This is a genomic window from Actinoallomurus sp. NPDC050550 (genome assembly GCF_040655075.1).
Taxonomy (GTDB): domain Bacteria; phylum Actinomycetota; class Actinomycetes; order Streptosporangiales; family Streptosporangiaceae; genus Actinoallomurus.
On record NZ_JBFAJC010000060.1, the window covers coordinates 1 to 23,984 of the forward strand.

General features: G+C 72.7%; 17 protein-coding genes. 8 read left to right on the forward strand and 9 right to left on the reverse strand.

What is annotated here, in order from left to right:
* Positions 1-406: 406 nt before the first annotated feature.
* The 6 genes from AB0I04_RS45725 to AB0I04_RS45750 form a co-directional block, all read right to left on the reverse strand.
* The gene (locus tag AB0I04_RS45725; protein WP_360899760.1) at positions 407-1,852 is read right to left on the reverse strand and encodes a lipase maturation factor family protein; all 1,446 of its coding nucleotides are present in this window, start codon (positions 1,850-1,852) and stop codon (positions 407-409) included.
* Positions 1,810-3,291: an NAD(P)/FAD-dependent oxidoreductase gene (locus tag AB0I04_RS45730; protein WP_360899763.1), complete on the reverse strand. Its 1,482-nt coding sequence runs from the start codon at positions 3,289-3,291 to the stop codon at positions 1,810-1,812. Before AB0I04_RS45730 ends, AB0I04_RS45725 begins: the two co-directional genes overlap by 43 nt.
* Before the next feature lie 29 nt (positions 3,292-3,320).
* Positions 3,321-5,054: a GAF domain-containing sensor histidine kinase gene (locus tag AB0I04_RS45735; RefSeq protein WP_360899766.1), complete on the reverse strand. Its 1,734-nt coding sequence runs from the start codon at positions 5,052-5,054 to the stop codon at positions 3,321-3,323.
* 46 nt (positions 5,055-5,100) lie between these two features.
* A complete protein-coding gene (locus AB0I04_RS45740) occupies positions 5,101-5,511 on the reverse strand; it encodes a DUF1003 domain-containing protein (RefSeq protein ID WP_360899769.1) in 411 nt (136 codons plus the stop codon).
* A 162-nt stretch (positions 5,512-5,673) separates the two neighbouring features.
* Entirely contained in the window at positions 5,674-6,780 is a 1,107-nt protein-coding gene (gene menC / locus AB0I04_RS45745; protein WP_360899772.1) for an o-succinylbenzoate synthase, read from the reverse strand.
* Positions 6,781-6,785: 5 nt separating this feature from the next.
* Positions 6,786-7,586 (reverse strand): GNAT family N-acetyltransferase, encoded by an 801-nt coding sequence (locus AB0I04_RS45750; RefSeq protein ID WP_360899775.1) that lies wholly within the window; start codon positions 7,584-7,586, stop codon positions 6,786-6,788.
* Between the two features lie 71 nt (positions 7,587-7,657).
* Here AB0I04_RS45750 and AB0I04_RS45755 point away from each other — a divergent pair, with 71 nt between their 5' ends.
* The 4 genes from AB0I04_RS45755 to AB0I04_RS45770 all read left to right on the forward strand — a co-directional run bounded on the left by AB0I04_RS45755 (position 7,658) and on the right by AB0I04_RS45770 (position 13,725).
* Entirely contained in the window at positions 7,658-8,788 is a 1,131-nt protein-coding gene (locus AB0I04_RS45755) for a M20/M25/M40 family metallo-hydrolase (protein WP_360899778.1), read from the forward strand.
* 49 nt (positions 8,789-8,837) lie between these two features.
* On the forward strand, positions 8,838-11,381 hold the full coding sequence (gene pepN / locus AB0I04_RS45760; protein WP_360899781.1) for an aminopeptidase N: 2,544 nt from the start codon (positions 8,838-8,840) through the stop codon (positions 11,379-11,381).
* A 117-nt stretch (positions 11,382-11,498) separates the two neighbouring features.
* Positions 11,499-13,031 (forward strand): altronate dehydratase family protein, encoded by a 1,533-nt coding sequence (locus tag AB0I04_RS45765; RefSeq protein WP_360899784.1) that lies wholly within the window; start codon positions 11,499-11,501, stop codon positions 13,029-13,031.
* 94 nt (positions 13,032-13,125) lie between these two features.
* Complete coding sequence (locus AB0I04_RS45770) at positions 13,126-13,725, forward strand: hypothetical protein (protein ID WP_360899787.1); 600 nt, start codon at positions 13,126-13,128, stop codon at positions 13,723-13,725.
* A 76-nt stretch (positions 13,726-13,801) separates the two neighbouring features.
* Here the strand turns inward: AB0I04_RS45770 and AB0I04_RS45775 are convergent, their stop codons facing one another.
* From AB0I04_RS45775 to AB0I04_RS45785, 3 genes are all read right to left on the reverse strand, one after another.
* Entirely contained in the window at positions 13,802-15,871 is a 2,070-nt protein-coding gene (locus tag AB0I04_RS45775) for a glycoside hydrolase family 3 C-terminal domain-containing protein (protein ID WP_360899790.1), read from the reverse strand.
* 249 nt (positions 15,872-16,120) lie between these two features.
* The gene (locus AB0I04_RS45780) at positions 16,121-16,774 is read right to left on the reverse strand and encodes a response regulator transcription factor (RefSeq protein WP_360899793.1); all 654 of its coding nucleotides are present in this window, start codon (positions 16,772-16,774) and stop codon (positions 16,121-16,123) included.
* Positions 16,762-18,024 (reverse strand): sensor domain-containing protein, encoded by a 1,263-nt coding sequence (locus AB0I04_RS45785; protein WP_360899796.1) that lies wholly within the window; start codon positions 18,022-18,024, stop codon positions 16,762-16,764. Before AB0I04_RS45785 ends, AB0I04_RS45780 begins: the two co-directional genes overlap by 13 nt.
* Before the next feature lie 433 nt (positions 18,025-18,457).
* On the opposite strand from AB0I04_RS45785, the gene AB0I04_RS45790 reads away from it, so the two are divergent.
* The 4 genes from AB0I04_RS45790 to AB0I04_RS45805 all read left to right on the forward strand — a co-directional run bounded on the left by AB0I04_RS45790 (position 18,458) and on the right by AB0I04_RS45805 (position 23,876).
* Positions 18,458-18,688 (forward strand): hypothetical protein, encoded by a 231-nt coding sequence (locus tag AB0I04_RS45790; protein WP_360899799.1) that lies wholly within the window; start codon positions 18,458-18,460, stop codon positions 18,686-18,688.
* Positions 18,685-19,452, forward strand: a complete 768-nt coding sequence (locus AB0I04_RS45795; RefSeq protein ID WP_360899802.1) for an ABC transporter ATP-binding protein — start codon at positions 18,685-18,687, stop codon at positions 19,450-19,452. The genes AB0I04_RS45790 and AB0I04_RS45795 overlap by 4 nt, the downstream gene beginning before the upstream one ends.
* On the forward strand, positions 19,452-22,001 hold the full coding sequence (locus AB0I04_RS45800; RefSeq protein ID WP_360899805.1) for an FtsX-like permease family protein: 2,550 nt from the start codon (positions 19,452-19,454) through the stop codon (positions 21,999-22,001). The genes AB0I04_RS45795 and AB0I04_RS45800 overlap by 1 nt, the downstream gene beginning before the upstream one ends.
* A gap of 249 nt (positions 22,002-22,250) precedes the next feature.
* Entirely contained in the window at positions 22,251-23,876 is a 1,626-nt protein-coding gene (locus AB0I04_RS45805) for a long-chain fatty acid--CoA ligase (RefSeq protein ID WP_360899808.1), read from the forward strand.
* The last annotated feature ends 108 nt before the right edge of the window (positions 23,877-23,984 follow it).

The window sequence follows — 23,984 nt, forward strand, 5'->3', positions numbered from 1 at the left end:
CGAGCTCCATCAACAACTCGGCGGTCGTCTGCGGACGTGACGTGAGCGGCATCCTGGTGTTCCCCGAATCCTGGCGTTGATCAGTGCGAACCGGTCAGGCGGTGAGTGCCCTCCGCACGAGGCCGTACCCCGGAACGATCACTCTAGGTGATGAGCGGACCTAGCCGGCCTCACCGTCCCGATGGGGCCGCCGTCCTCGTCGAGCCGGACGAGGTCGACCTGCTGATCCTTGATCCAGCGGCCGCCCACCATACGCAAGCGGATGCGGACGCACGGGTCAGCGAAGCCCTGATCTCGACCTAAAGGAGTCTCGGAAGCGCGGCAGTGACACGAACGATCTTTCGGCGGTCGGCCCGCGCTGTTTCCCCAGGGGCCGACCCACCCCCGGTACCGAGCGACCCGGCTTTCAGCGGATGGCGCCGGCGGTGGGGCGCAGGCCGATGGGCGGCAGGTACTCCCGTACGAGGCGGCGGTCCCACCACGCGCCGGTCTCCCGGCGCTCGCGCCAGGTGGTGAAGCGGTACCGGTAGAGCCGGGCGCGGACGACGGCGGGCGGGGTGTCCGGGAAGGGGTTGAGCCGTAGGAGCCGGAGCGTCGCCGGGTCGTTCGCCAGCAGTTTCTCGGCGAGGGGGACGATCCACGGCTCGGCGTACAGGGAGGACAGCCCGGCGAACCACATCATCCAGTCCAGGCGAAGGTGGTAGGGCGCGTACTGGCGGGGCCGCCGCCGCGGGTCCCCCGGCTTGCCGTTGAACTCGTACTCCCGCCACTCGCTGTCCGGGCCCGGCTCGGGATCCTCGGTGCCCTGGATCACGACCTCGTACCGGGTCTTGGTGATGCTCCCGAACGCGCCGTACGAGTTGACCAGGTGCAGGGGGTTGAAGCTGGCGTTCATCCGCTGCCGCCGGGAGATCAGGTTCCGGGCGGGCCAGTAGCTGAGCACGACGACCAGCGCCGTGACCGCGATGACCAGCGCTTGGTGCCAGACCGGCTCGGCGGTGGGCCGGGGAAGGCCGGGCAGCCCCAGCGTCCGGGCGATCGCCCGCCAGTCCACGACGGAGGTCGCCAGGATCGCGGTGATCCAGTTCAGCCAGGCGAAGTTCCCCGAGAGGATCAGCCAGAACTGGGTGACGATGACGATGGCGGCCGCCACGGTGGCGTACGGCTGCGGCGCGAAGAGCCCGAACGGGACGATCAGCTGGGTGACGTGGTTGGCCGCCACTTCGACGCGGTGCAGCGGTTTGGGCAGCCGGTGGAAGTACCAGCTGAGCGGGTTCGGCATCGGCTGGGTCTCGTGGTGGTAGTACAGGCAGGTGAGGTCGCGCCAGCACCGGTCGCCGCGCATCTTGATCAGTCCGGCGCCGAACTCCAGGCGGAACAGCAGCCAGCGCAGCAGCCACAGGATGAGGACAGGCGGGGCGATGCGCGCGTTGCCGAGGAAGATCGTGAGGAAGCCCGCCTCGCAGAGCAGCGACTCCCAGCCGAAGCCGTACCAGACCTGCCCGACGTTGACGATGGACAGGTACAGCACCCACAGCACCGCCCACACCAGCATCGTCGCCCACAGCGGCACCACGTCGGCGAGCCCCACCAGGACGGCGGCGGACAGGCCCACGCCGCTCCACGCGACGACCGCGAAGAACCGGTCCGAGTAGTGGAACTGGAAGATGCTCGGCGCCCGCCGGAACGACACCCTGCGCAGGTACGCGGGCACCGGCGTGAGGCCGTTCTCCCCGGCCAGCGCGCGGAACTGGTTCACCGCGCAGAGGAAGCCCGCCAGATAGATCACGGCGATCCCCCGCTGGAAGATCAGCCGGCCGGGCCCGTATCCGGGGTCCGTGAGCCATCGCATGCCCGTCGCACCTCCTCCCCGAAGACACGGCGCAGGGCGACGAGGGCCGCGTGGTGGCCGCACATGCCGTGCACGCCCGGACCCGGCGGTGTGGCGGACGAGCAGAGGTAGACGCTCGGGTCCGGCGTCGCGTACGGGACCCGGGCCAGGGTCGGCCGGAACAGCAGCCGCAGGCGGTCGCAGGCCCCGCCGGCGATGTCCCCGCCGACGTTGTTCGGGTTGCGGGCCTCGACCGTGTGCGGTCCGGCCACGGACCGCCGGACGACCAGGTCGCCGAAGCCCGGGGCGAACCGCTCGATCTGCCGCTCGATCGCCCCGGTGAGGTCGCCCGTCCAGCCCCGGGACACGTGCCCGTACACCCACAGGACGTGGGACCCGTCGGGCGCCCGGGACGGGTCGAACAGGCTCGGCTGGGCCACGATGAGGAACGGCGTGTGCGGCGCCGCGCCGTCGTACGCCGCACGCAGCGCCGTGCCGATCTCCCCGATCGTCGGGCCGAGGTGGACGGTGCCGGCCCGCGTGCAGGGCTCGGCCCGCCACGGCACCGGGCCGGACAGCGCGTAGTCGATCTTGAAGGCGGCCGGGCCGTGCCGGTAGCGGCGCATCCGGTCGGCGAACCGGTCCGGCAGCCGCCGGCCCGCCAGGGCGGCCAGGTGCTCGGGCATCACGTCGAGAAGGTACGCCCGGGCGGGCGGCAGCTCGTCGAGGGAGCGTACGAGATGCCCGGTCTCGACCCGGCCGCCCAAGGAGCGCAGGTGGTCGGCCAGGGCGTCGGCGAGGGCCTGCGAGCCGCCCGCGGGGAACGGCCAGCCCACCTCGTGGGCCGCGAGCGCGAACAGCAGCGCCACTCCCCCGGTCGCGGGCGATCCGAGCGGCGCCATGGCGTGCGCCGCCAGCCCGGCGAGCAGCCCGCGGGCGCGTTCGCCCCGGAAGAGCCGGGCGAGCAGCGCGGCCGGCGCGGCGGCCCGCGCGCCGAAGCGCGCGAGCAGCAATGGATCCCGCGGCAGGCCGGCGAGCGGGGCGCGCAGCACGTCGGGCGCGAGATCCTCCCAGCGGCCCAGGAACGGCCTGATCAGGCGGCGATACGCCGCGCCGTCGCGTCCGAGCACCGCAGCGGTCTCCTCGGCGGACCGGGCCAGGATCGCGGCCGACCCGTCGGGGAAGGGATGAGCGAGCGGGATCGGCGGCTCGACCCAGGTCACGCCGTACCGTTCCAGCGGCAGCGCGCGGAACGCCGGCGATCCGACGCCGAGCGGATGCACGGCGGAGCACACGTCGTGCCGGAAACCCGGCAGGGTCAGCTCCTCCGTACGCGTCCCGCCGCCCACCTCCTCCGCCGCCTCGTACACCCGCACCGCCAGCCCGGCACGGGCGAGCGTCACCGCCGCCGTCAGTCCGTTCGGCCCGGCGCCCACCACCACCGCGTCGACTTCGGCCATGAACCGTGGGCTGCCCCGATCGCAGATCCTTACACCGATCCAGGGCCTCCGGCGGCGGACCCGCCGCCGACGGTCGGGGGGACGCGCCAGTCCAGAACGGTGCCGCCGCCCTCGCGGGATTGGATCTCGAAGGTGCCGCCGAGGACACGGGCGCGCTCGGCCATGTTGCGCAGCCCGCTGCGACGGCCGCCCTCGGGGATGCCGACGCCGTCGTCCTCGACCCGCAGGATCAGCTCGTCCCCGACCGTGAGGGAGACGGCGACGCTCCGGGCGCGCGAATGCCGGGCGGCGTTGGACAGGGCCTCCTGCAGGACCGCGACCACCTGCTCGCCGATCGCGTCGTCGACCGCGATGTCCAGCGGGCCGTCCAGGCGGACGGACGGCGCGAAGCCCAGGGTCTCGGCGGCGCTGTCGATGACGCCGTGCACGCGCGTGCGGAGCGTCTGTTCCGTCGGGCTCTGCAACGCGAAGATCGTCGAGCGGATCCGCCGGATGGTGTCGTCGAGATCGTCGACCGCCCGCTGGACGCGCACCGCGACCTCCCGCTTCTCGGCGATCTTGACGGCGCTCATGAGCGTCATGGCGGTGGCGAACAGCCGCTGGATGACCGTGTCGTGCAGGTCCTTGGCGATCCGGTCGCGGTCCTCCAGGAGAGTGAGGCGCTCCGCGTCCCGGCGGCGCCCGGCCAGCTCCAGCCCGACGGCCGCCTGCGCCGCGAACGGCTCGAGCAGGCGCCGGACCGGCTCTCCGAAGACCGGCTTTCCGGAGGCGTTCACCACCCAGAGAACACCGCGAGCGTCCGCGCCCAGTCCCAGGGGGACGATCAGCGCTGGGCCGGTCAGCACCCCCTCGGGCACGCCGAAACGTCTCGCCAGCACCTCGAGGTCGGTGAGCGCCAGCGGCTCGCCGCTGCGGAACACCGCGCCGGCCGGCGTCCCGTCGACGGGGAACCGCAGCCCGCGCACCTCCTCGGCGTGCCCGCCGGCGACCGTTTCGACGACCAGATCGGCGCCGTCCACGAGCGCCACCACGCCCATGTCCGCGTCACAGATCTCCCGGGCGCACGCGGCGACGAGCTCGATCACGTCGTGGAACTCCGTGCCGGACAGGAGCGCCGTCGACACCTCCGCCGACGCCTGCAGCCACCGCTCGCGGCGCCGGGCCTCCTGGTAGAGCCGGGCGTTCTCGACCGCCACGCCGGCCGCGGTGGCGAGCGCGGCCACCACGCTCTCGTCGTCCTCGTCGAACTCCCCGCCGCCGGCCTTCTCGGTGAGGTACAGGTTGCCGAAGACCTCGTCCCGGACGCGGATCGGCACGCCGAGGAAGCGGCGCATCGGCGGGTGCTTCTCCGGGAATCCGTACGACTCCGGGTGCGCGCTCAGGTCCGGCAACCGCAACGAATGCGGCTCCTTGATCAGCAGGCCGAGGATGCCGTGCCCGTGGGGCCAGTGCCCGATCTCGGCGATCTCCTCCTCGCCGACCCCGACGGTGATGAACTGCACAAGCCGCCCGCCGTCGCCGATCACGCCGAGCGCGCCGTACCGGGCCTCCACGAGCGTGGTGGCGGCCTCGACGATGCGGCGCAGGACGGTCCGCAGATCCAGGTCGCTGCCGATCGACACGACCGCCTCGAGCAGCGCGTGCACTCGGTCCCGGGTGGCGAGGACGGCGTTCAGCCGGGTCTGCAGCTCGCCGAGCAGGTCGTCCAGGCGCAACTGCGGAAGCGACAGACGAGCGCGATCGTCTCCAGGCGGCTCCTGCACGTGGACACCTCCTCTCGGAGGTCGTTATCCCCTCAATCATCGCTGATCAGGCAGACCGGTCGGCGGCCTGCTCCTGACGGGCCTTAGCCTCGGCGATCCGCTCGCGGGCGCTGGCGTGGACGTGCTCGACGTCGATGCCCAGCTTCTCGGCGACGGCCTCCAGCCACACCTCCGACAGGACGTTCGTCTCGAAGTCGATCTCAGATCGCAGGTCGGACCGCAGCGCCTCGCGGTTCTGGCTGAGCATCACGAACGTCGACAGGAAGATCGCCTCGAGCGACACGATCAGGGTCAGCAGGCCGTACGGGTACGGGTCGAACCGCGCGGGACCGACGCTGTTGACGAGGATCCAGCCGGTGAACCACACCACGTGGATGTAGACGAAGGGCATCGAGCCCGAGAATGCGGTGATCTGATCGGCGACCCGGTCCTGGACGCGCCGCCGCCGGTGCAACATTGCCAGACGTTCGTTTCGCGGGACCTTGGCCCGGTTCGCCTCCACCGCCGAAGCCTCCCACACGCCGTCCTGAACCCCGGTACGGCCCCTGCCCCAGGCCTGGTCGGCCCCCCGTGGAGACAGAATTTAACAGCGCTTGACCGTACGACGACGCTCGAAGGCTCACCGGACCAGGACGGCGGAGGCCAGGCCGCGCACCAGGTCCTCGTCGACCTCGTGGCCCAGCCCGGGGCCGGACGGCACCGGGACGAGCCCGTCGGCCGCCCGGATCGGCGGTTCGACGACGTCCCGCTCGTAGTACTTGTCCGAGCCGGACACGTCGCTGGGAAGGGTGAAGCCGGGCAGCGCGGCGATCGCGACGTTCGCCGCCCGCCCGACGCCGAACTCGTGCATGCCGCCGCACCAGACCTGCCAGCCGGCCGTGACCGCCCGGTCGTGCGCGGCGCGGGCCGCCGCCAGCCCGCCCATCCGCGAGACCTTGATGTTGAGGACACGGGCGGCGCCGAGCGTGATCGCGGTGTCGAGCTGGTCCAGGTCCTCGACGGACTCGTCGAGGCACAGCGGGGTGACGATCCGCGCCTGCAGCCGCGCGTGTGCGGCGAGCGCGCCCGGGGCGTACGGCTGCTCGATCATCGTGAGGCCGCAGTCGTCCAGCGCGGTGAAGACCGCCCTCTCGTCCTCGGTGTACGCGCCGTTGGCGTCGACGTGCAGGGGCAGGTCGGGGCGCGCCGCGCGTACCGCGCGCACCGGCTCGACGTCCCACCCAGGCGCGATCTTCAGCTTGATCCTGCGGTACCCCTCGGCGGCGTACCGGTCGATCTGGACGAGCAGGTCGGCCACCGTCGGCTCGATGCCGAGGCTGACGCCGGCGGCGATGGCCGTGCGGGTGCCGCCGAGCGCCCGGGCCAGCGGCAGCCCGGCCGACCGGGACCACAGGTCCCAGCAGGCCATCTCCACTCCCGCCTTCGCGAAGTTGTGGCCGCGGATGCGCGCCCACAACGCGCCGACGTCGTTCGGATGCTCCCACTCCGCCTCGATGAGCACGGGCGCGAGGTACCCCTCGATCATGAGCCGGCAGTCGTCCACGGTCTCGGCGGAGTAGTACGGGTCGCTGGGCGAGGCGATCTCCCCCCATCCGACCGTGCCGTCGCCGTCCTCGACGCGGACGAGGATGTGCTCCAGATGCGCCTTGCGGTGGGAGCTCGTCTCGAAGGCGCGGACGAGCGGCAGGCTCACCTGGAACGCCTCGAACTTGGACACTCTCGGCACGTGTCTCATCCCTTCTCACGCGGGCCGGACTCCGGTGTTCCGTGCGCCGGCCGGAACCGGTAGACCGCCGTGTCCGTCCCGCACGTCAGGCACGAGGTCGCGACGTATCCCTCATCGATCAGCCGCCTCAGCTCGGCCGCGATGTCGTCGCGCAGCCGGGACGCCGCCGTACGGTCGCGGGCGACCACGGCGTCCCAGTCGCGGGGCGCGCCCAGCAGGACGTCGTCGCCCTCGCGACGCGTCTCCCCCCAGCCGGTGTACGGCGGGGGCGGGGCGGCCGATCCGGGCGGGCGGAGCAGGTCCCACTCGACGATCAACCGGTCGGTGCGCATGCCCGGGTCCCGGCCGATGTCCTCCACGCCGTAGAAGTCGCGGAGGAACCAGCGGCCGGTGGCGCCCAGGACGTCGAGGTTGAAGTGGGCGTTGCGGGTGCGCAGCGGGTCGAACGCCCAGCGCATCAGCCGCACGCCGGTCGACAGGACGTAGTCGCGCTGGCTGAGCTTGAGCGCCCGTCCGACGCCGCGTCCCTGCCAGCCCGGATGGACCGCCGCGACCTGGGAGTAGTGGTACACGGTGCCGGAGTCCGAGCCGAGGAAGCCGTACGTGAACCCGACCAGCTCCTCCCCGGCGAACGCGCCGATGACCGAGCCGGCGTTGCGCTGCAGCGCGGCCAGAAGGCGCGGGCTGACCGCCGGATCGGTGGCGGCCAGAGCGAACGCGGCGCGGTACACCTCCACCCCGGCTCGCATCTCGGCGGAGGTGGTGAGCGGCCGCACGGTCAGCTGCGGCGACGGAGTTCTGCTCACGGTACGATCACAGGTAAGGCTTCTACCTGCAGATTCTCCCACGTTCGGCGCGCCGTGGACCAGGAGGGGACATGACCCCCGAGCTCGCCACCGCCTTGACCGACGCGACCGCCCGACTGCTCGGATTCGGCCGGGACCGGCTGCGGGAGTACGCCCTCGCCGAGTCGCCGTCCGGGGACACCGCCGCGCTGGCCCGCTGCGCCGCGCTGATCGAGGCCGGTCACCGGGAGGCCGGCGGCGCCGTGGCCCGCGACGGCGAGCATCTCGTGTCGCGGTTCGGCCCGCAGGACGGCCCGCACCTGCTCCTCGTCGGCCACTACGACACCGTCTGGCCCGTCGGGCGGTTGGCCACCATGCCGTACACCGACGACGGCACGATCATCACCGGCCCCGGCACGTACGACATGAAGGGCGGCCTGGTCGCCGTCGAGATGGCGCTGCGAGCACTGTCGGCTGCCGGGGCCGCGCCGGCCCGGCAGGTACGCCTCGTCGTCGTCGCCGACGAGGAGATCGGCAGCCCGACCGGAGGCGCCGTCGTGGAGCGCCACCTCGACGGCGCGACGGCCGTGCTCGGGCTGGAGTCGCCGCATCCGGACGGCGCGCTGAAGAACGCCCGCCGGGGCAGCGTCCGCGTCCGGCTCGGCGTCCGTGGCCGCGAGGCGCACGCCGCGCTGGACCCGGGCAGAGGCGTGTCCGCCATCGACGAGCTCATCGACCAGATCGCGGCGGTGCGCGGCGTCGTGCCCGACGACGGCACGACGCTGTTCAACGTCGGCCGGATCGAGGGCGGCCGCCGCGCCAACGTCGTCGCCGGCGAGGCCTCGGCCGAGATCGGCCTGCGGTTCGCCTCCGCGGCGGCCGAGCGCACGGTGCTGGGTGCCGTCGCGGACCTGCGGCCGGTGCGGCCGGGCGCCGCCGTGGAGGCCACCGTGCTGTCCGCGCGGCCGACCTGGCCGGAACGCTCGCCCGACCCGTTGCTCGACCACGTGGCCCGCATCGGCGGACTTCTGGAGCAGGACGTCACCGGCCGGCCCGCGGCCGGGGCGGGCGACACGAACCTGCCGGGTTCGCTCGGCCTGCCCACCCTCGACGGCTTCGGCCCCCGCGGCCGGGGCGCGCACGCCGCCGACGAGGCCATCCGGGTGACCGGCCTCGCCGAACGAGCCGCACTCCTCGCGGGAATCATGGCCTCCCCGCCGTGAGACGCGCCCTTGCCCTGCTCGGGCGGCAGCGATACGGCAGTATTACCGCATGTCGGCTCTTACCCGCGCGGAGGCGCAGACCCGCGCCCGTCTGCTGGACGTCCGTTCCTACTCCGTGCACCTGGATCTCACGCGCGGCGACGAGGTGTTCCACGCCACCTCCCTCATCCGGTTCGGCGCCCGGCCGGGGACGGACACCTTCGTCGAGGTCCGGCCCGCGAGCCTTCGCCGGGCGGTGCTCAACGGGCGCGTGCTCGACCCGGCGTCCCTGCGGGACGGCCGCCTGCCGCTGCCGGACCTGGCGGCCGACAACGAGCTGCGCGTCGAGGCCGACATGCGCTACTCCCGTACCGGGGAGGGCATGCACCGGTTCATCGACCCGGCCGACGGTGAGGCGTACGTCTCGACGCAGTGCGGCCCGGACGAGGCCCCGCGGGTGTTCGCGTGCTTCGACCAGCCGGACCTCAAGGCCCCGATCGAGTTCTCGGTGACCGCCCCGCCGCACTGGACCGTCGTGAGCAACGCTCCCGGGCGGAACGAGGCCGACGGCCACTGGAGCTTCGACCCGACCGCGCCGATCAGCACGTACCTCGCCGCCGTCGTCGCCGGTCCCTTGCACTCGGTCCACGCGGAGCACGACGGGATCCCGCTCGGCCTCCACTGCCGGCGTTCCCTCGCCCCGCACCTGGACGCGGAGGAGATCTTCGACATCACGCGGCGCAGCCTGGACCGGTACCACGAGCTGTTCGACGAGCCGTACCCGTTCGTCAAGTACGACCAGGCCTTCGTGGCCGAGCTCAACTGGGGCGCGATGGAGAACCCCGGCTGCGTCACCTTCCGCGACGAGTTCATCTTCCGCTCGGCGGTCACGGAGGCCGAGCGCGAGACGCGCGCGATCGTCATCGCGCATGAGATGGCGCACATGTGGTTCGGTGACCTCGTCACGATGCGCTGGTGGGACGACTTGTGGCTCAACGAGTCGTTCGCCGAGTACATGGGCTATCAGGTCGTCTCGGAGACCACCCGTTTCACAACCGCCTGGACCGGCTTCGCGATCGCGCGCAAGCCCTGGGGGTACGACGCGGACCAGCGCGGCTCCACCCATCCCGTCGCGGCGGAGGGCATCGACGACACCGCCGCCGCGCTGATGAGCTTCGACGGCATCTCCTACGCCAAGGGCGCGTCGGTCCTGCGGCAGCTGGTCGCCTGGCTCGGTGCGGAGGCGTTCTTCACCGGGATCAACGCCTATTTCGCCCGGCACCGGTTCGGCAACGCCACCATGGCCGACCTGCTGGACGCCCTCGCCGCCGCGAGCGGCCGAGACGTGCACGGCTGGGCCGAGCGCTGGCTGCGCACGAGCGGGGTCGACACGCTACGCCTGGAGATCGCCGCCGAGGACGACGGCGCGCGGGTGTCCGCGACCGTCGTCCACACCGGCGCGGCGGACGAGCCGTCGGTACTCCGGCCGCACCGGATCAAGGCCGCGGCCTACGACCTGGCCGACGGTGCCGAGGGCGGCCGCCGGCTGGTGCTGCGCGAGCGCTTCCCCGTCGACCTCCCGACGGACGCCGGCCCGGACGGCGCCGCACGGGTCCGGCCGGCGAATCTGGCCGGGATTCCCCGCCCCGCCCTCGTGGTGCTCAACGACGGCGACCTCAGCTACGCCAAGATCCGGCTGGCCGAGCCGTGCCTGCGGGCGATGGCCGAGGCGCTGTCGACGATCGAGGACGGGCTGACCCGCGCCCTGCTGTGGAACTCCGCCCGCGACATGGTCCGCGACGGCGAGCTGTCCACCACCGAGTTCCTGGCCCTGGTCGGCGCGCACCTGCCCGCCGAGCCGGACGTCAGCGTCGTGGAGGCCATGCTCGCCTTCGGGCGGCAGCAGGTCACCGACCGCTTCACGCCGCCCACCGAGCGTCCGGCCGCCGTGGCCGCGCTCGCCGACGTCTGCCGGGAGATCCTCCGCCGGACCGCGGACGGCTCCGCGCCGGCGCTGCGCCTGGCGGCCGTACGGGAGCTGATCCGCTGCTCCGAGACCTCGGACGCCCTGGGCGAGCTGCGGGAGTGGTCGTGCGCGCAACGGGTGCCGGACGGTCCGGACCTCGACCCGGACCTGCGCTGGAGGGTGCTGCTGCAGCTGTCCGCCCACGGCGGGGCCGGTGAGCCCGACATCGCCGCCGAGGTCGAGCGCGACCCCAGCGCCCGGGGGCAGGAAGGCGCCGCCCGGTGCCGGGCCGCCCTCCCCGACCCCACGGCCAAGGAAGAGGCGTGGCAGCGGCTGTTCACCGACGGCGCCCTGTCCAACCACCTGCTGACCGCGACCGCTCAGGGCTTCTGGCAGCCGGCCCGGGCGGAGCTCACGGCCGGGTTCATCGAGCGCTACTTCGCCGAACTCCCGACCGTGGGCGAGCGCGGCCCGGCGGTCGCCCGGGCGCTCGGCCGCGATCTGTTCCCCGCGCACGCCGCCACCCCGGCCACCGTACGGGCCGCCGAGAAGTGCCTGGCGCGGGAGGACCTGACGATCCCGCTACGCCGCGCGCTCGCCGACGAGCTCGACGACCTCCGCCGCGCCCTCCGGGTGCGAGAACTCTGAGCCGCGACCTTGCCGGTGCAGGTGTTCGGAGACGCAGGAAATACGTTCGGTCTGGAAGCGGACGCGAAGCCGAGGGAAGATGTCGGACAGTGTTCGCTATTCCGGACGGAGTAATGGATGACCGCCCTGCTGATCCTGCATCCGGACGACGACGTGGCCCTGGCCACCGAGGATCTCGCAGCCGACGCGGCGGTCCGCGAAGGGCTCGTCGCCCGGAACGACGTGGCGCGCGGACACAAGATCGCCCTGCGCGACCTGCCGGCCGACGCCCCGGTGCGCAAGTACGGCCAGGTGATCGGCTTCGCCACGCGACCGGTGGCCGCCGGTGAGCACGTCCACACCCACAACCTCGGGTTCCAGATGTTCGACCGCGAGTACGAGTACGGCGTCGACGTCCGCCCCGAAGACCCCGTGCCCGTCGCCGAGCGGGCGATGTTCGACGGGATCGTCCGGCCCGACGGCCGGGTCGCCACCCGCAACTACATCGGCATCCTCACCACGGTCAACTGCTCGGCGACAACCGCCCGCCGCATCGCCGAGCGGTTCCGGCGTCAGGAGGGTATGCCCGGTCCGCTGGACGAGTACCCCATGGTGGACGGCGTGGTCGCGCTGACGCACACCCTGGGCTGCGGCATGGCCGGCGAGGGCAGCGAGGAGTTCGCCGTGCTGCGGCGCACCCTCACCGGATACGCGAACCACCCGAACTTCGCGGGATTCCTCGTGCTCGGCCTCGGCTGTGAGGTGAACGAGGTCCGCTCCCTCGTCGAGGAATGGGGGGTCGGCCGGGACACACCGGTGGTGCCGATGACGATCCAGGAGCTCGGCGGCACCCGCGCGACCGTGGCCGAGGGAGTCGCCCGGATCAAGGACATGCTGCCCGCGGCGAACGCCGTGCGACGGCAGCCCGTGCCCGCCTCCGGGCTGGTCCTCGCGATGGAGTGCGGCGGCTCGGACGGCTACTCCGGAATCACCGCCAACCCGGCGCTCGGCGCGGCCGCCGACCTGCTCATCCGGCACGGCGGCACCGCCGTGTTCGGCGAGACCCCGGAGATCTACGGCGCCGAGCACCTGCTCGTCCGGCGCGCGGTCAGCCGTGAGGTCGGCGAGAGGCTCGTCCGCCGGATCCGCTGGTGGGAGGAGTACACCGCCCGGCACGGCGGCTCGATGGACAACAATCCCTCCCCAGGCAACAAGGCCGGCGGCCTGACCACCATCCTGGAGAAGTCCCTGGGCGCCGCCGCGAAGGGCGGCCAGTCCAACCTCGCCGACGTGGTCCAGTACGCCGAGCCGATCACCGCCAAAGGACTGGTGTTCATGGACACCCCGGGCTACGACCCGGTCAACGCGACCGGCATGGTCGCCGGCGGCGCGCACGTGCTGTGCTTCACGACCGGCCGCGGATCGGTCTTCGGCTGCAAGCCGACGCCCAGCCTCAAGCTCGCCACCAACACGCCGCTGTACGAGCGGATGACCGACGACATGGACATCAACTGCGGTCTGATCGCCGACGGCGAGTGCGACGTCGCCGAGATGGGCCGGCGGATCTTCGACCTGGTGCTGGACACCGCGTCCGGCCGCCGGACGCGCAGCGAGGAGCTCGGCTTCGGCGACGAGGAGTTCGTGCCCTGGCAGCTCGGCGCCGTGATGTGACGTTTCCGGCACGATCACCGCCGCCCCACGCGGAGCGCTTTACCGTTTCTGTACCTTTGCTGGTCCTCAGCTTGACGTACAGAACGGGGTAAATATGGACTTCTCTACCTTCCAGGCGCAGCGGCGACTACTCGTCCGCCAGCGCGTACGGCTGATGGTGAACCAGTACGAGGTGCACACCGAGAACCCGGACGGCTCCGAGGGCGAACTGGTCGCCTTCGCCCAGCAGAAGCGCATGGCGTTCAAGGAGCAGGTGACCTTCTACGCCGACGACCGCAAGGAGCAGCCGCTCTTCGGGTTCAAGGCGCGCCAGCGGCTCGACCTGGCCGCGACGTACGACGTGACCGACCCGGGCGGGCAGCCGATCGGCAACTTCCGCAAGGACTTCAAGGCGTCGCTACTCGCCTCCACCTGGCACCTCGAGCAGCCGGGCCTCGGCGTCACCACCGGCTCCGAACGCAACAAGACCATCGCCATCCTGCGCCGGGTCTGGGACTTCATCCCCTACGTCGAGAGCCTGCCGTTCGCCTGGCCGTACCACTTCGACTTCGCCGCGAACGAGCAGGAGACATTCGCCGTGGACAAGAAGTTCGGCCTCCGGGACCGGTACGTCGTCGACATCAAGGACTCGCGACTCGACCGCCGCCTGGTCATCGCCCAGGCGGTCGCGCTCGACGCGCTGCAGCACCGCTGAGCCGTACGTACGCGCTGTGAACCCGGCGAACGCGTGGAGGCCCGGCCGGACGCCGCCGGCCGGGCCTCCGACTCCGTCAGGGGATGCGGACCGGCGCCGACAGCGGCAGGTTCCGCGAGGAGTCGCCGACCGCGATGACGTGGCGGCCACCGACGACCGTCCACCGCTGCGACGCGGTGTCCCAGATCGAGAACGCCCGTGCGTCGAGCCGCAACGTCACGTGCTTCGTCTGGCCCGGACGCAGCGTCACCTTGGCAAAGCCCTTGAGCTGCTTCGGGGGCTCTCCGGCCGACGCCGGCGCCGTCACGTAGACCTGGGCGACCTCCGCGCCCGTACGGGACCCGGTGTTGCTGACGTCGACGCCCACCGTCACGTGCCCGTGCGAGTCCGGCCGCGGCGAGACGGTCAGGTGGCCGAACCGGAAGCTCGTGTACGACAGGCCGTATCCGAAGGGGAACAGTGGCTGCTCGCCCTGCGCGTCGTACCAGCGGTATCCGACCTCGAGCTTCTCGGAGTAGGTCGCCGTGCCGTTCACGCCGGGGTACCGCTCGGGCGTGCTCACCGGCGTCTGGGTCTCGCTGCGCGGGAAGGTCACCGGCAGCTTGCCGGAGGGGTTCACGTCGCCGAACAGCAGCCCCGCGAGCGCGTTGCCGTCCTCCTCGCCCGGGTACCAGGTCTCCAGGACGGCGGGGACGCTGTCGATCCAGGGCAGCAGGACGGGTGCGCCGCTGTTGAGGACGACGATCGTATGCGGGTTGGCCGCGACCACCGAGCGGACCAGCTGGTCCTGGTCGGCGGACAGCGACAGGTTCGCCCGGTCGGCCCCCTCCTTCTCGACGTCGCCGACGACGACCACCGCGACGTCCGAGGAGGCGGCGAGCTTCGCCGCCGCGGCCGCGTCGGATCCGTCGGCGCTCTGGACGGTCACGCCCGTGCCGACGCGCTTCTGGATGCCCTCGACGGGGCTGACCGTGTACAGCGGCTTGACGTGCGAGCTGCCGCCGCCACCCGGGTGCGCGGCCTGCGCGTACGGGCCGACCACCGCGATCGACTTCAGTCCGCTCGTCTTGAGCGGGAGGGCCGAGCCGGTGTTCTTCAGCAGCACGGCGGTCTGCTCGGCGACCGACCGCGCCACCGTTCCCCCGGCGGCCGCGTCGATCGGCGTGACCGTCCTCGGGTGGTCGAACAGCCCGGCGCGGATCTCGATGGCGAGCCGGCGCACGATCATCGTGTCCAGCTGCTGCATGCTGACCTTGCCGTCGAGGACGGCCTGCTTGAGCTCCTCGTCGTACGGACCGTTGTCCCGCAGCTCGAGGTCCTGCCCGGCGTCGGCCGAACCGACGGCGGTGTGGGTGGCGCTGGCGTCGGACTGGACGAAGCCGCGGAAGCCCCACTGGCCGCGCAGCACGTCGGTCAGCAGGTGCTTGTTCTCGCATGCGAACGAGCCGTTGATGGACGGGTAGGCGCACATCACCGAGGCGACGTGCCCCTCCTTCACCGCCGCCTCGAAGGCCGGCAGGTGGATCTCGTGGAGGGTGCGGTCGTCGATCTGCTCGTTGATGGTCTTACGGTTGGTCTCCTGGTCGTTGGCGGCGTAGTGCTTCACCTCGGCCAGCACGCCCTGGCTCTGGATGCCCTGGATGTTGGCCACCGCGAGCCGGGAGGCGAGGTAGGGATCCTCGCCGTAGTTCTCGAACGCGCGGCCGTTCTGGTAGACGCGCACCATGTTGACGTCGGGCGCCTCGAGGAGGCTGTGGCCGACGTTCCCCGTCTCCCGGCCCTCGACGACGCCGTACTGCCGGGCCAGCTGCGGGTCGAATCCGGCTGCGAGGGCGACGGGTGCGGGCAGCGCCGTGGCGTCGGGCTGCGTGGGGACCGCGCCGGTGCCGACGCCGGCCGGGCCGTTGCTGATGAGGAAGTCGGGGATGCCGAGCCGGGGAATGCCGGGCACGAACCGGGAGATGCCGCCGGCGCCCTTGCCGGTGGTGTGCGTCTGGGTGATCTTCTCGTCGAGCGTCATCTGCGCGACGAGGGCGGTGGCACGTTGCTCGGGCGTGGGTGCCCGTCCGGCCACGGCGGCCGGTGCGACGGCGAGCGGCCCGATCAGGGCCGCGGCCGCGGCGATCGCGGTGGGCAGGCGTCTCATCATGCTCCTCGGAGGGTCTGCCGAGAGCCACGGCGAGGGCGCGTGGTCGGCGCGCCGGATCCGCCGGAGGTACTCGAGAGGTCAGGGGCTGTGACACACGAAAACATCAGACATCGGAGGAGTCAAGGGTGTTCTGTGACGCCTCATGAGGCTCGCCGAACGGCCTGACGTCACCGCGTTGCCTAGGTCGCGCAGGCGTGGACCGGCGGACGATGAACACAAAGCGCCAAATTCATCGGATGTATCGCGTTACTTCCCCGCGCTCTCGAGGTAACGCAGGACGGCGGCGACGCGGCGATCCGTGTGCTCGGTCGGCGGCAGGTCGAGCTTGGCGAAGATGCTGCGGATGTGCTTGTGGACGGCACCCTCGGTGACGACCAGGCGCTGGGCGATGGCGACGTTGCCCAGGCCCTCGGCCATGAGCGCCAGCACGTCGTGTTCCCGTGGTGTCAGCCGGTCCAGCGGGTCGTCGGCGCGCCGGTGGGCGAACAGCTGGGCGACGATCTCCGGGTCGATCGCGGTGCCCCCGGCGACGACGCGGTTCAGGGCTTCAAGAAACCGTTCGACCCGCCCGACGCGCTCCTTGAGCAGATAGCCGATGCCGACCGTGCCGCCGTCGAGCAGGTCCGTCGCGAAGGACTCCTCGACGTACGCCGACAGCACGAGCACGGCGAGTTTCGGATGGCGCGCCCGGGCGGCCACCGCCGCCTTGATGCCCTCATCGGTGTGGGTGGGCGGCATGCGCACGTCGACGATGGCGATGTCGGGCGGGTCCGCGTCGACGGCGGCGAGGAAGGCGTCCGGCGTCTCGACGGCGGCCACCACCTCGAACCCCTCCCCGCGCAGCAGCAGTTCGAGACCCGCGCGCAGCAGGGCGTCGTCTTCGGCGATCACAACACGCAAGGCAACTCCACGTCGAGAATGGTCGGTCCGCCCGGTGGGCTCGAGAAGGTCACGCGTCCGTCGTGCGCCTCGACCCGGCGCCGGATGCCGACGATGCCGCTTCCGGAGCTGTCGTCGGCGCCCCCGCGCCCGTCGTCCTCGACGCGCAGGTGGAGCCGGTCCCTGGTCTGGCGCACGTCGACGGCCGCGTGCCGGGCGTGACTGTGCTTGGAGATGTTGGTGAGGGCCTCGGCGACCACGAAGTAGGCGGTCGCGTCGACCGACGCGGGACGGGAGCCCGGCACGTCGACCGACACCCGACAGGGCACGGCGCACCCGGCCGCCAGCGCTGCCAGCGCACCGCCGAGCCCGCGCTGTTCGAGGACGGGCGGCAGAATCGCTCGGACCACCGCGCGCAGCTCGGCGAGGGCCTGCTCGGCCGCGGACTGGGCCTGCTCGATCGCCTGGTCGGCGGTGGCGGGGTCCTTCTTCAGCGCCCGCCGCGCGGCGCCCAGCAGGACCGTCACGCCGACGAGCCGGTTCTGCGTGCCGTCGTGCAGGGATCTCTCGATCCGCCGCAACTCCGCGGTGTGGGCGTCCAGGGCGGCGGCCCGCGTCGCGGTCAGCTCCGCGACGCGCGCGGACAGGTCGACGCCCGGGTGCGGTTCTAGCAGGCGCAGCCCCGGCCGGGCCTGCAGCCGTGCCATCGCCGGGGTCAGGCCGATGAGGATCGCCGTCCACCCGATGCCCAGGAGGGCGCTGGACACCATCCCCGTCAACCCCTCGATGGGGGTGCCCACGGAGGTGGTGATGCCGCCGGGCGGCGCCAGCCACAGCCACAGGGGGAAGGTCAGGTCCCGGATCGCGAGCAGCGGCAGCAGCACGCCGATCAAACCCAGGGGGAATCCGAGGACGGCATGGGTGAACAGCCACCGCAGGTCACGCCCGGTGGCCGGATCCGCGGCGGCGGCACGGAGCCGCGCGGACCAGCCTTTCGGCCACGGAGCGTACGGGCTGATGACCTCGTCGCCCCACCGGCTCAGCCGCTCGCGCTCCCAGCCGGCCACCGCGCGCACGGCCGACAGCGCGCGCGGGAGCAGCGGCAGTCCGACGCCGACCAGGCAGAGGACGGCGACGACGAGCAACCCGCCCACGGTGCACAGGGCGAGGGACGCGGTGCCCAGGCCGCCGGCGAGGCGCTGGTACGCCTCAAGCGAGCCGCGGAGCGCACGGCCGACCGCGCCGTCCTTCCAGCGTCTCTGATTGGCCAAGCGATCCTGACGAATCCTCACGAATCGTCCCGACTGGATGCCGAGCATGCGCCAATCGTCTTCGTGCCCTGGTGTCGGCGAGCAAGAGCCGCCGACCCGCGTGGCACGTCCCTCCGGACGCTGCCGGTCCAGCGTGCACGGCTATCGGACCGAGGAGGGTGCCCCGCGTCGCCTGGGCACGGGGCGTGCTTATGCCAGATCGATACCGCGAGATCACCAAGAGTGACCAAGAAACGGAATGAGCCTGGCATCTCCACGTCCTCCCCGAGATCAGCAGTCCACCTTATGAATGATTACGCCGGTTTCGCGGTGGAACGCGGAAAGAGCGGTGGAACGCGGAAGAGTGGTGCCTGCTGTACCACGGTCGGGTAGCGCGCGGGATCGCCGCAGGTCGGCGCGGTCCGTAGCGTCGTGGCCCTACCAAGGAGAACCCATGACGAACGACCCTTATCGCATCGACCAGCGCGACGCCGCCGCCCCGGAACGGCACGGCATCGGCGCCCTGCGCACGGCCCTCTGGACCGTCCTGGTGATCAGCGCCGCCGGGAACGCGGTGACCTCGATGGCCGGACTCCCCATTCCGGTGAGCCTGGCGTTCGGCGTCGTCACCGTCCTGTGCGTCGCCTGGCTGATCGTGGACCGGTTCCGCCGGGGCGGGGCATGAGGCGCCGCGGATCCGCCGACACGCGTCCCGCGCCGCCGGGACAGGTGATCGGCCTCGACCGGGTCACCAAGGTGCACCGCACGGGCACCGTGGAGGTGACCGCACTCGACGACGTGTCGCTCACCGTCCCCCGAGGCAGGTTCCTCGCGGTGATGGGACCGTCCGGGTCGGGCAAGAGCACGCTGCTCCAGATCGCGGCGGGGCTGGACACCCCGACGTCAGGAACCGTGGTGATCGGGGACACGGACCTCGGCCGCCTCGACGAGGCCCGCCGCACGGTGCTGCGCCGGGACCGGATCGGCTTCGTGTTCCAGGGCTACAACCTGCTCCCCGCGCTGACCGTCGAGCAGAACATCACCCTTCCGCTGCGGCTCGCCGGCCGCGCCCCGGACCAGGAGTGGATCCGCGCGCTGGTCGACCGCACCGGCCTGGACGGCACGCTGCACCGCCGCCCCGCCGAGATGTCCGGCGGGCAGCAGCAGCGGGTGGCGATCGTCCGGGCGCTGGCCGCCCGCCCCGACATCGTGTTCGCCGACGAGCCGACCGGGGCGCTGGACGTTCGCAGCTCCGGGCACGTCCTCACGCTCCTGCGCCAGATCGTGGACGAGCTCGGCCAGACCATCGTGATGGTGACGCACGACCCGGCCGCCGCGGCCCGCGCCCACGAAGCCCTGATCATGGCCGACGGGCGGATCGTCGACGTGATCGGCGACCCCACGGCCCAGATGCTCGCGGGCCGGCTGAGCTCGCTGGGAGGCCGCTGATGTTCCGGATCTCCCTCCTGCTCGCCCGGGGCCGGATCGGGGCGCTCGTCGCGATCGTCTGCGCGGTCCTGGGCGGGTCCGCCTTCCTCACGGCCACCGGCGTCCTGGCCGAATCGGGGCTGCGCTCCCACATCCCGGTCGAGCGCCTCGCCGGAGCGGACGTCGTCGTCTCCGGCCGGCAGTCGGTCGACCAGAGCGAAGACCTGGCCGAGCCGCTGCCGGAGCGGGCGGCGATCCCGGCGCGGCTGGTCGGTCTGCTGGCCGGGCTGCCCGGGGTCGCCTCCTCCGTCGGCGACGTGAGCCTGCCCGCCGCCGTCGTCGGGCGCGGCGGCGCCGTCGTCGGCCCGGGCGCCGACCCGCGTACGGCAGGGCACGGCTGGTCGTCGCGGACGCTGCCGGGTCCCGGCGCCGTCCGCGGGGCTCCTCCGGCAGGTCCCGGTGAGGTGGCGCTCGACACCGCCACCGCCGCGCGGGCCGGCGTCTCCCCCGGTGACCGGGTGACGGTCGTGGCCGCCGGCCTGCGGGACGAGTACCGGGTGTCGGCCGTCGTCGGCGGACGGCCCTGGGTCTACTTCGCCGACGCCGCGGCGGCCCACCTGGCCGGCCGGGACGCCGGACCGAAGCGCGCGACGGTCGACCTCGTGGCGCTCCGTGCCGCCCCCGGCACCGATGTCGGCGATCTGGCCGCCCGCGTCCGCCAGGCCCTGCGGGCCGGCGGCCAGGGCGACCTGACGGTGGCGACGGGCGCCGCGCGCGGTGACGTCGAGGAGCCTGGCGCGGCGACGGCCCGCACGCTGTTGTTCATGCTCGCGGGCTCGATCGGCGGGGTCGTCCTGATGATCGTCGGGTTCGTCGTCGCCGGCGCGCTGTCCATATCGATCGCCGGGCAGCGTCGCGACCTCGCCCTCATGCGGGCCGTGGGCGCCACACCACGCCAGGTCCGCCGCCTCATCGCCAACCAGACCGGCGCCGTCGCGCTGCTCCCTCTCCCCTTCGGGGCGGCACTCGGCTATCTCCTCGCCGGCCGGTTCAGTGACCTGCTGACCGCCCACGGCGTGCTGCCGGACCACCTGCCGCTCGCATGGAGTCCCCTGCCGGCCGTCGCGGCGGTACTGCTCCTGTCGGCCGCGGTCCGCGTCTCGGCGCTGAGCGCCGCGTTCCGTACCTCGCGGATGTCGGCGACCGAGGCCGTCGCCGAGTCGCGGACCGACCCGCGGACGCCGTCGGTCGTACGCACCCGGATCGGACTGCTGCTCATCGTCGGCGCGATGGTGCTCTCGGCCGTTCCCTTGCTGCTCCGGACCGCCGAGGCCACCGTCGCCACCGGCTCGGCGAGCATCCTGGCGGTCATCGGCCTCGGCCTCGCCGGGCCGTACCTCGTCCGGAACGGCAGCGGCGCACTGCTGAGACGGCTACCGCGCCGCACGTCGCCGACGACCTGGCTGGCCGTCAGCAACGGCCACGGCTACGCGGTCCGGGTCGGCGGGGCGGTCACGGCGCTCGGCATGGCCGTCGCCTTCACGCTGAGCTACGCGCTCACCCAGACCACGCTGATGGCCGCCACCACCCACCAGGCCAAGGAGGCCACGCGCGCCGACGTCACGGTCACCGCGCCCGGCCTCGGCGGTGTCCCCGCGCGGCTGGCCGACGAGGTCCGTACGACGCCCGGCGTCGCCGCCGCCGTGCCGGTGACCACGACGACCGTGCTGTGGCCGTACCGCGAAGACGGTTCCAAGATGGTCGCGTCGTACCGGACGCTCGTCACCGGGTCCGACGCGGCCGGCGTCCTGGACCTCGGGCTCCGCGACGGCGCGCTGAGCGACCTCACCGGCGCCACCATCGCGATCAGCAGGAGCACCGCCTTCGCCCGCGGCGCCCACGTCGGCGACCACGTCTCCGTGATCCTGGGCGACGGGACCACGGCCGCCGTACGGGTCGTCGCCACGTACAACCGGAGCCTGGGCTTCGGGGACGTCGTCGCCTCGCGCGACCTGGTCGCCGGTCACACCACGACCGGCCTGGCCGACAAGGTGCTCGTCCGCGCCGTCCCGGGCCGGGGCCCGGAGGTACGGCGCGCGGTCGCCGCGCTCACCGCGCGCGAGCCGGGCGTGCGGGCCGAGGACCCCGACGGCGTCGGGAAGACGCCGACACCGCCGGAGATCTGGGTGAACATCGTGGTGCTCGCCGTCCTGCTCGGCTACGTCCTGCTGGCCGTCGCCAACCGGCTGGCGGCCTCGGCCGCGCAGCGGCGCGACGAGTTCACCTCGCTCCGGCTCGTCGGGGCCACCCCACGGCAGATCGTCGCGATGGTACGCCGCGAGGCCGCGCTGATCTCCGTCGCCGCCGTCGGCGCCGGGATCGCGCTGTCGGCGGTGCCGCTGGCCCTGCTGGGCACCGGCTTCCTCGGCCGCCCGTGGGCCGCGGGACCGGTCTGGCTCCTGCCGGCGATCGCCGGCCTCGTCGTGGCCATCGCCTGGCTCGCCACCGAACTCCCGGCCCGGGCCGCGCTGCGAGCGGCGCCCGCGGCCGTCCTCGCCCAGCGCTCCTGACCGCCGCGCGGTGCGCCGACTCCGGCCACCGGCTCACCGCGCGGCCGGTCCACGGGGGCGACCGGTCGCGCAGGCAGCCGGCCCACGCGGGAGACCGGTCCGACGCGAGCCGTCGGCCCACGCGAGCGGCCGGTTCATCGCGGGACACCGTTCATCGCGGACCGTCCTCGTCGGGACATCGTTGACGGGTCGAAGGTGGGACTTCTACTCTGCTACCGACCGGTCGGTATGTGCGTCGGAAGGGCCGCGATGATCGCCAGCACGATGCAGGAGTTCCCCCTCACAGTCTCCGCGATCCTGCGGCACGGGGCCCGTGTGTACGGCGGCAGCGAGTGCGTGACCTGGACCGGCGGCGAGCCGCGCCGGGCGTCGTACCGGCAGATCGCCGAGAACGCCGAACGGCTCGCCGCCGCCCTCTCCCGGCTGGGTGTCGGCGCGGGCGACCGGGTGGCGACCTTCTGCTGGAACAACCAGGAGCACCTCGAGGCGTACTTCGCCGTCCCGGGGATGGGCGCGGTGCTGCACACGCTGAACATCCGACTGTTCCCCGACCAGCTCGCCCACATCGTCGAGCACGCCGAGGACCGGATCATCATCGTCGACGACTCCCTGGTGCCGCTACTCGCCCGCGTGGCCGGCCGACTGTCCAGCGTGGAGACGTTCATCGTCGTGGGCGACGGCGACGCGTCCGCCCTCGGCGGGGCGCGCGTGCTGCGCTACCACGAGCTGCTGGCGGCCGAGGAGCCCGGGTTCGACTGGCCGGAGCTCGACGAGCGGGCCGCCGCGTCGATGTGCTACACCAGCGGCACGACGGGCGACCCGAAGGGCGTCGTCTACTCCCACCGCTCGACCTTCCTGCACGCCCTGGCCGCGACGTCGGCCTCACTGCTGGGCATCACCGAGACGGACCGCGTCCTCGCGATCGTCCCGATGTTCCACGTCAACGCCTGGGGCCTGCCGTACGCCGCGTTCCTGTCCGGGGCGACGCTCCACATGCCCGGGCCGTTCCTCCAGCCGGAGCACCTGACCGCCTTCATCGCGGCCGAGCGCAGCACCGTCTCCTCGGCGGTGCCGACGATCTGGAGCGGGATCCTCAACTACGGCGCCGCCCACGAGATCGACCTGTCGTCGCTGCGGACGGGCACCTCCGGCGGCGCCGCCGCGCCCCGCGCGCTGCTGGAGGCCTTCGAGGAGCGGTACGGCCTGCGGATCATCCAGGGCTGGGGCATGACCGAGACCAGCCCGCTCGGCGGCATGGCCTTCCCCCCGCCCGGTGTGGAGCCGGGCACCCCTGAGGACGTCGACTGGCGCCTGAAGTCGGGCCGCGTCACGGGCGGCGTGGAGATGCGGATCGTCGACGCGCTGGGTGAGGAGCTGCCCTGGGACGGCACGTCCGTCGGCGAGATCGAGGTGCGCGGGCCGTGGATCACCGGCTCGTACCACCGCGATCCCGCCCCGGAGAAGTTCCACGACGGGTGGCTGCGGACCGGCGACATCGGCACGATCGACGACCGGGGCTTCTTCCAGATCACCGACCGGGCCAAGGACGTCATCAAGTCCGGCGGCGAGTGGATCTCCTCGGTCGAGCTGGAGAACCACCTGGTCTCCCACCCAGCTGTCCTCGAGGCCGCGGTGATCGGCATCCCGGACCCGCGCTGGGACGAGCGCCCGCTCGCCTTCGTCGTCACCCGCGACGGCCGCTCCGTGACCGCGGCCGAACTCGCCGAGTTCCTGGCCGGCAAGGTCGCACGCTGGCAGGTTCCGGAGAACTGGGCGTTCGTCGAGGAGATCCCCAAGACGACGGTCGGCAAGTTCGACAAGAAGCCGCTGCGGGCCCGGTACCGCGCCGACGAGGTCAAGATCGAGCGCCTCTGACGCCGATCCGGGCCAGGCGTCACTAGTCGTTACCGGAGACCGGCCGGATGAGGCTCGAGCGGTCCGGTCTTCAGCGGCAGCTCGAAGCGCTCACCCGGCATTCCGCGC

What these genes read in the sequence shown, in the direction of transcription:
- AB0I04_RS45725 (WP_360899760.1), bottom strand. Translation starts at nt 1,852, where the DNA reads ATGCGATGGCTCACGGACCCCGGATACGGGCCCGGCCGGCTGATCTTC.
- AB0I04_RS45730 (WP_360899763.1), bottom strand. Translation starts at nt 3,291, where the DNA reads ATGGCCGAAGTCGACGCGGTGGTGGTGGGCGCCGGGCCGAACGGACTG.
- AB0I04_RS45740 (WP_360899769.1), bottom strand. Translation starts at nt 5,511, where the DNA reads ATGTTGCACCGGCGGCGGCGCGTCCAGGACCGGGTCGCCGATCAGATC.
- AB0I04_RS45755 (WP_360899778.1), top strand. Translation starts at nt 7,658, where the DNA reads ATGACCCCCGAGCTCGCCACCGCCTTGACCGACGCGACCGCCCGACTG.
- pepN (WP_360899781.1), top strand. Translation starts at nt 8,838, where the DNA reads ATGTCGGCTCTTACCCGCGCGGAGGCGCAGACCCGCGCCCGTCTGCTG.
- AB0I04_RS45765 (WP_360899784.1), top strand. Translation starts at nt 11,499, where the DNA reads ATGACCGCCCTGCTGATCCTGCATCCGGACGACGACGTGGCCCTGGCC.
- AB0I04_RS45770 (WP_360899787.1), top strand. Translation starts at nt 13,126, where the DNA reads ATGGACTTCTCTACCTTCCAGGCGCAGCGGCGACTACTCGTCCGCCAG.
- AB0I04_RS45775 (WP_360899790.1), bottom strand. Translation starts at nt 15,871, where the DNA reads ATGAGACGCCTGCCCACCGCGATCGCCGCGGCCGCGGCCCTGATCGGG.
- AB0I04_RS45790 (WP_360899799.1), top strand. Translation starts at nt 18,458, where the DNA reads ATGACGAACGACCCTTATCGCATCGACCAGCGCGACGCCGCCGCCCCG.
- AB0I04_RS45795 (WP_360899802.1), top strand. Translation starts at nt 18,685, where the DNA reads ATGAGGCGCCGCGGATCCGCCGACACGCGTCCCGCGCCGCCGGGACAG.
- AB0I04_RS45800 (WP_360899805.1), top strand. Translation starts at nt 19,452, where the DNA reads ATGTTCCGGATCTCCCTCCTGCTCGCCCGGGGCCGGATCGGGGCGCTC.
- AB0I04_RS45805 (WP_360899808.1), top strand. Translation starts at nt 22,251, where the DNA reads ATGATCGCCAGCACGATGCAGGAGTTCCCCCTCACAGTCTCCGCGATC.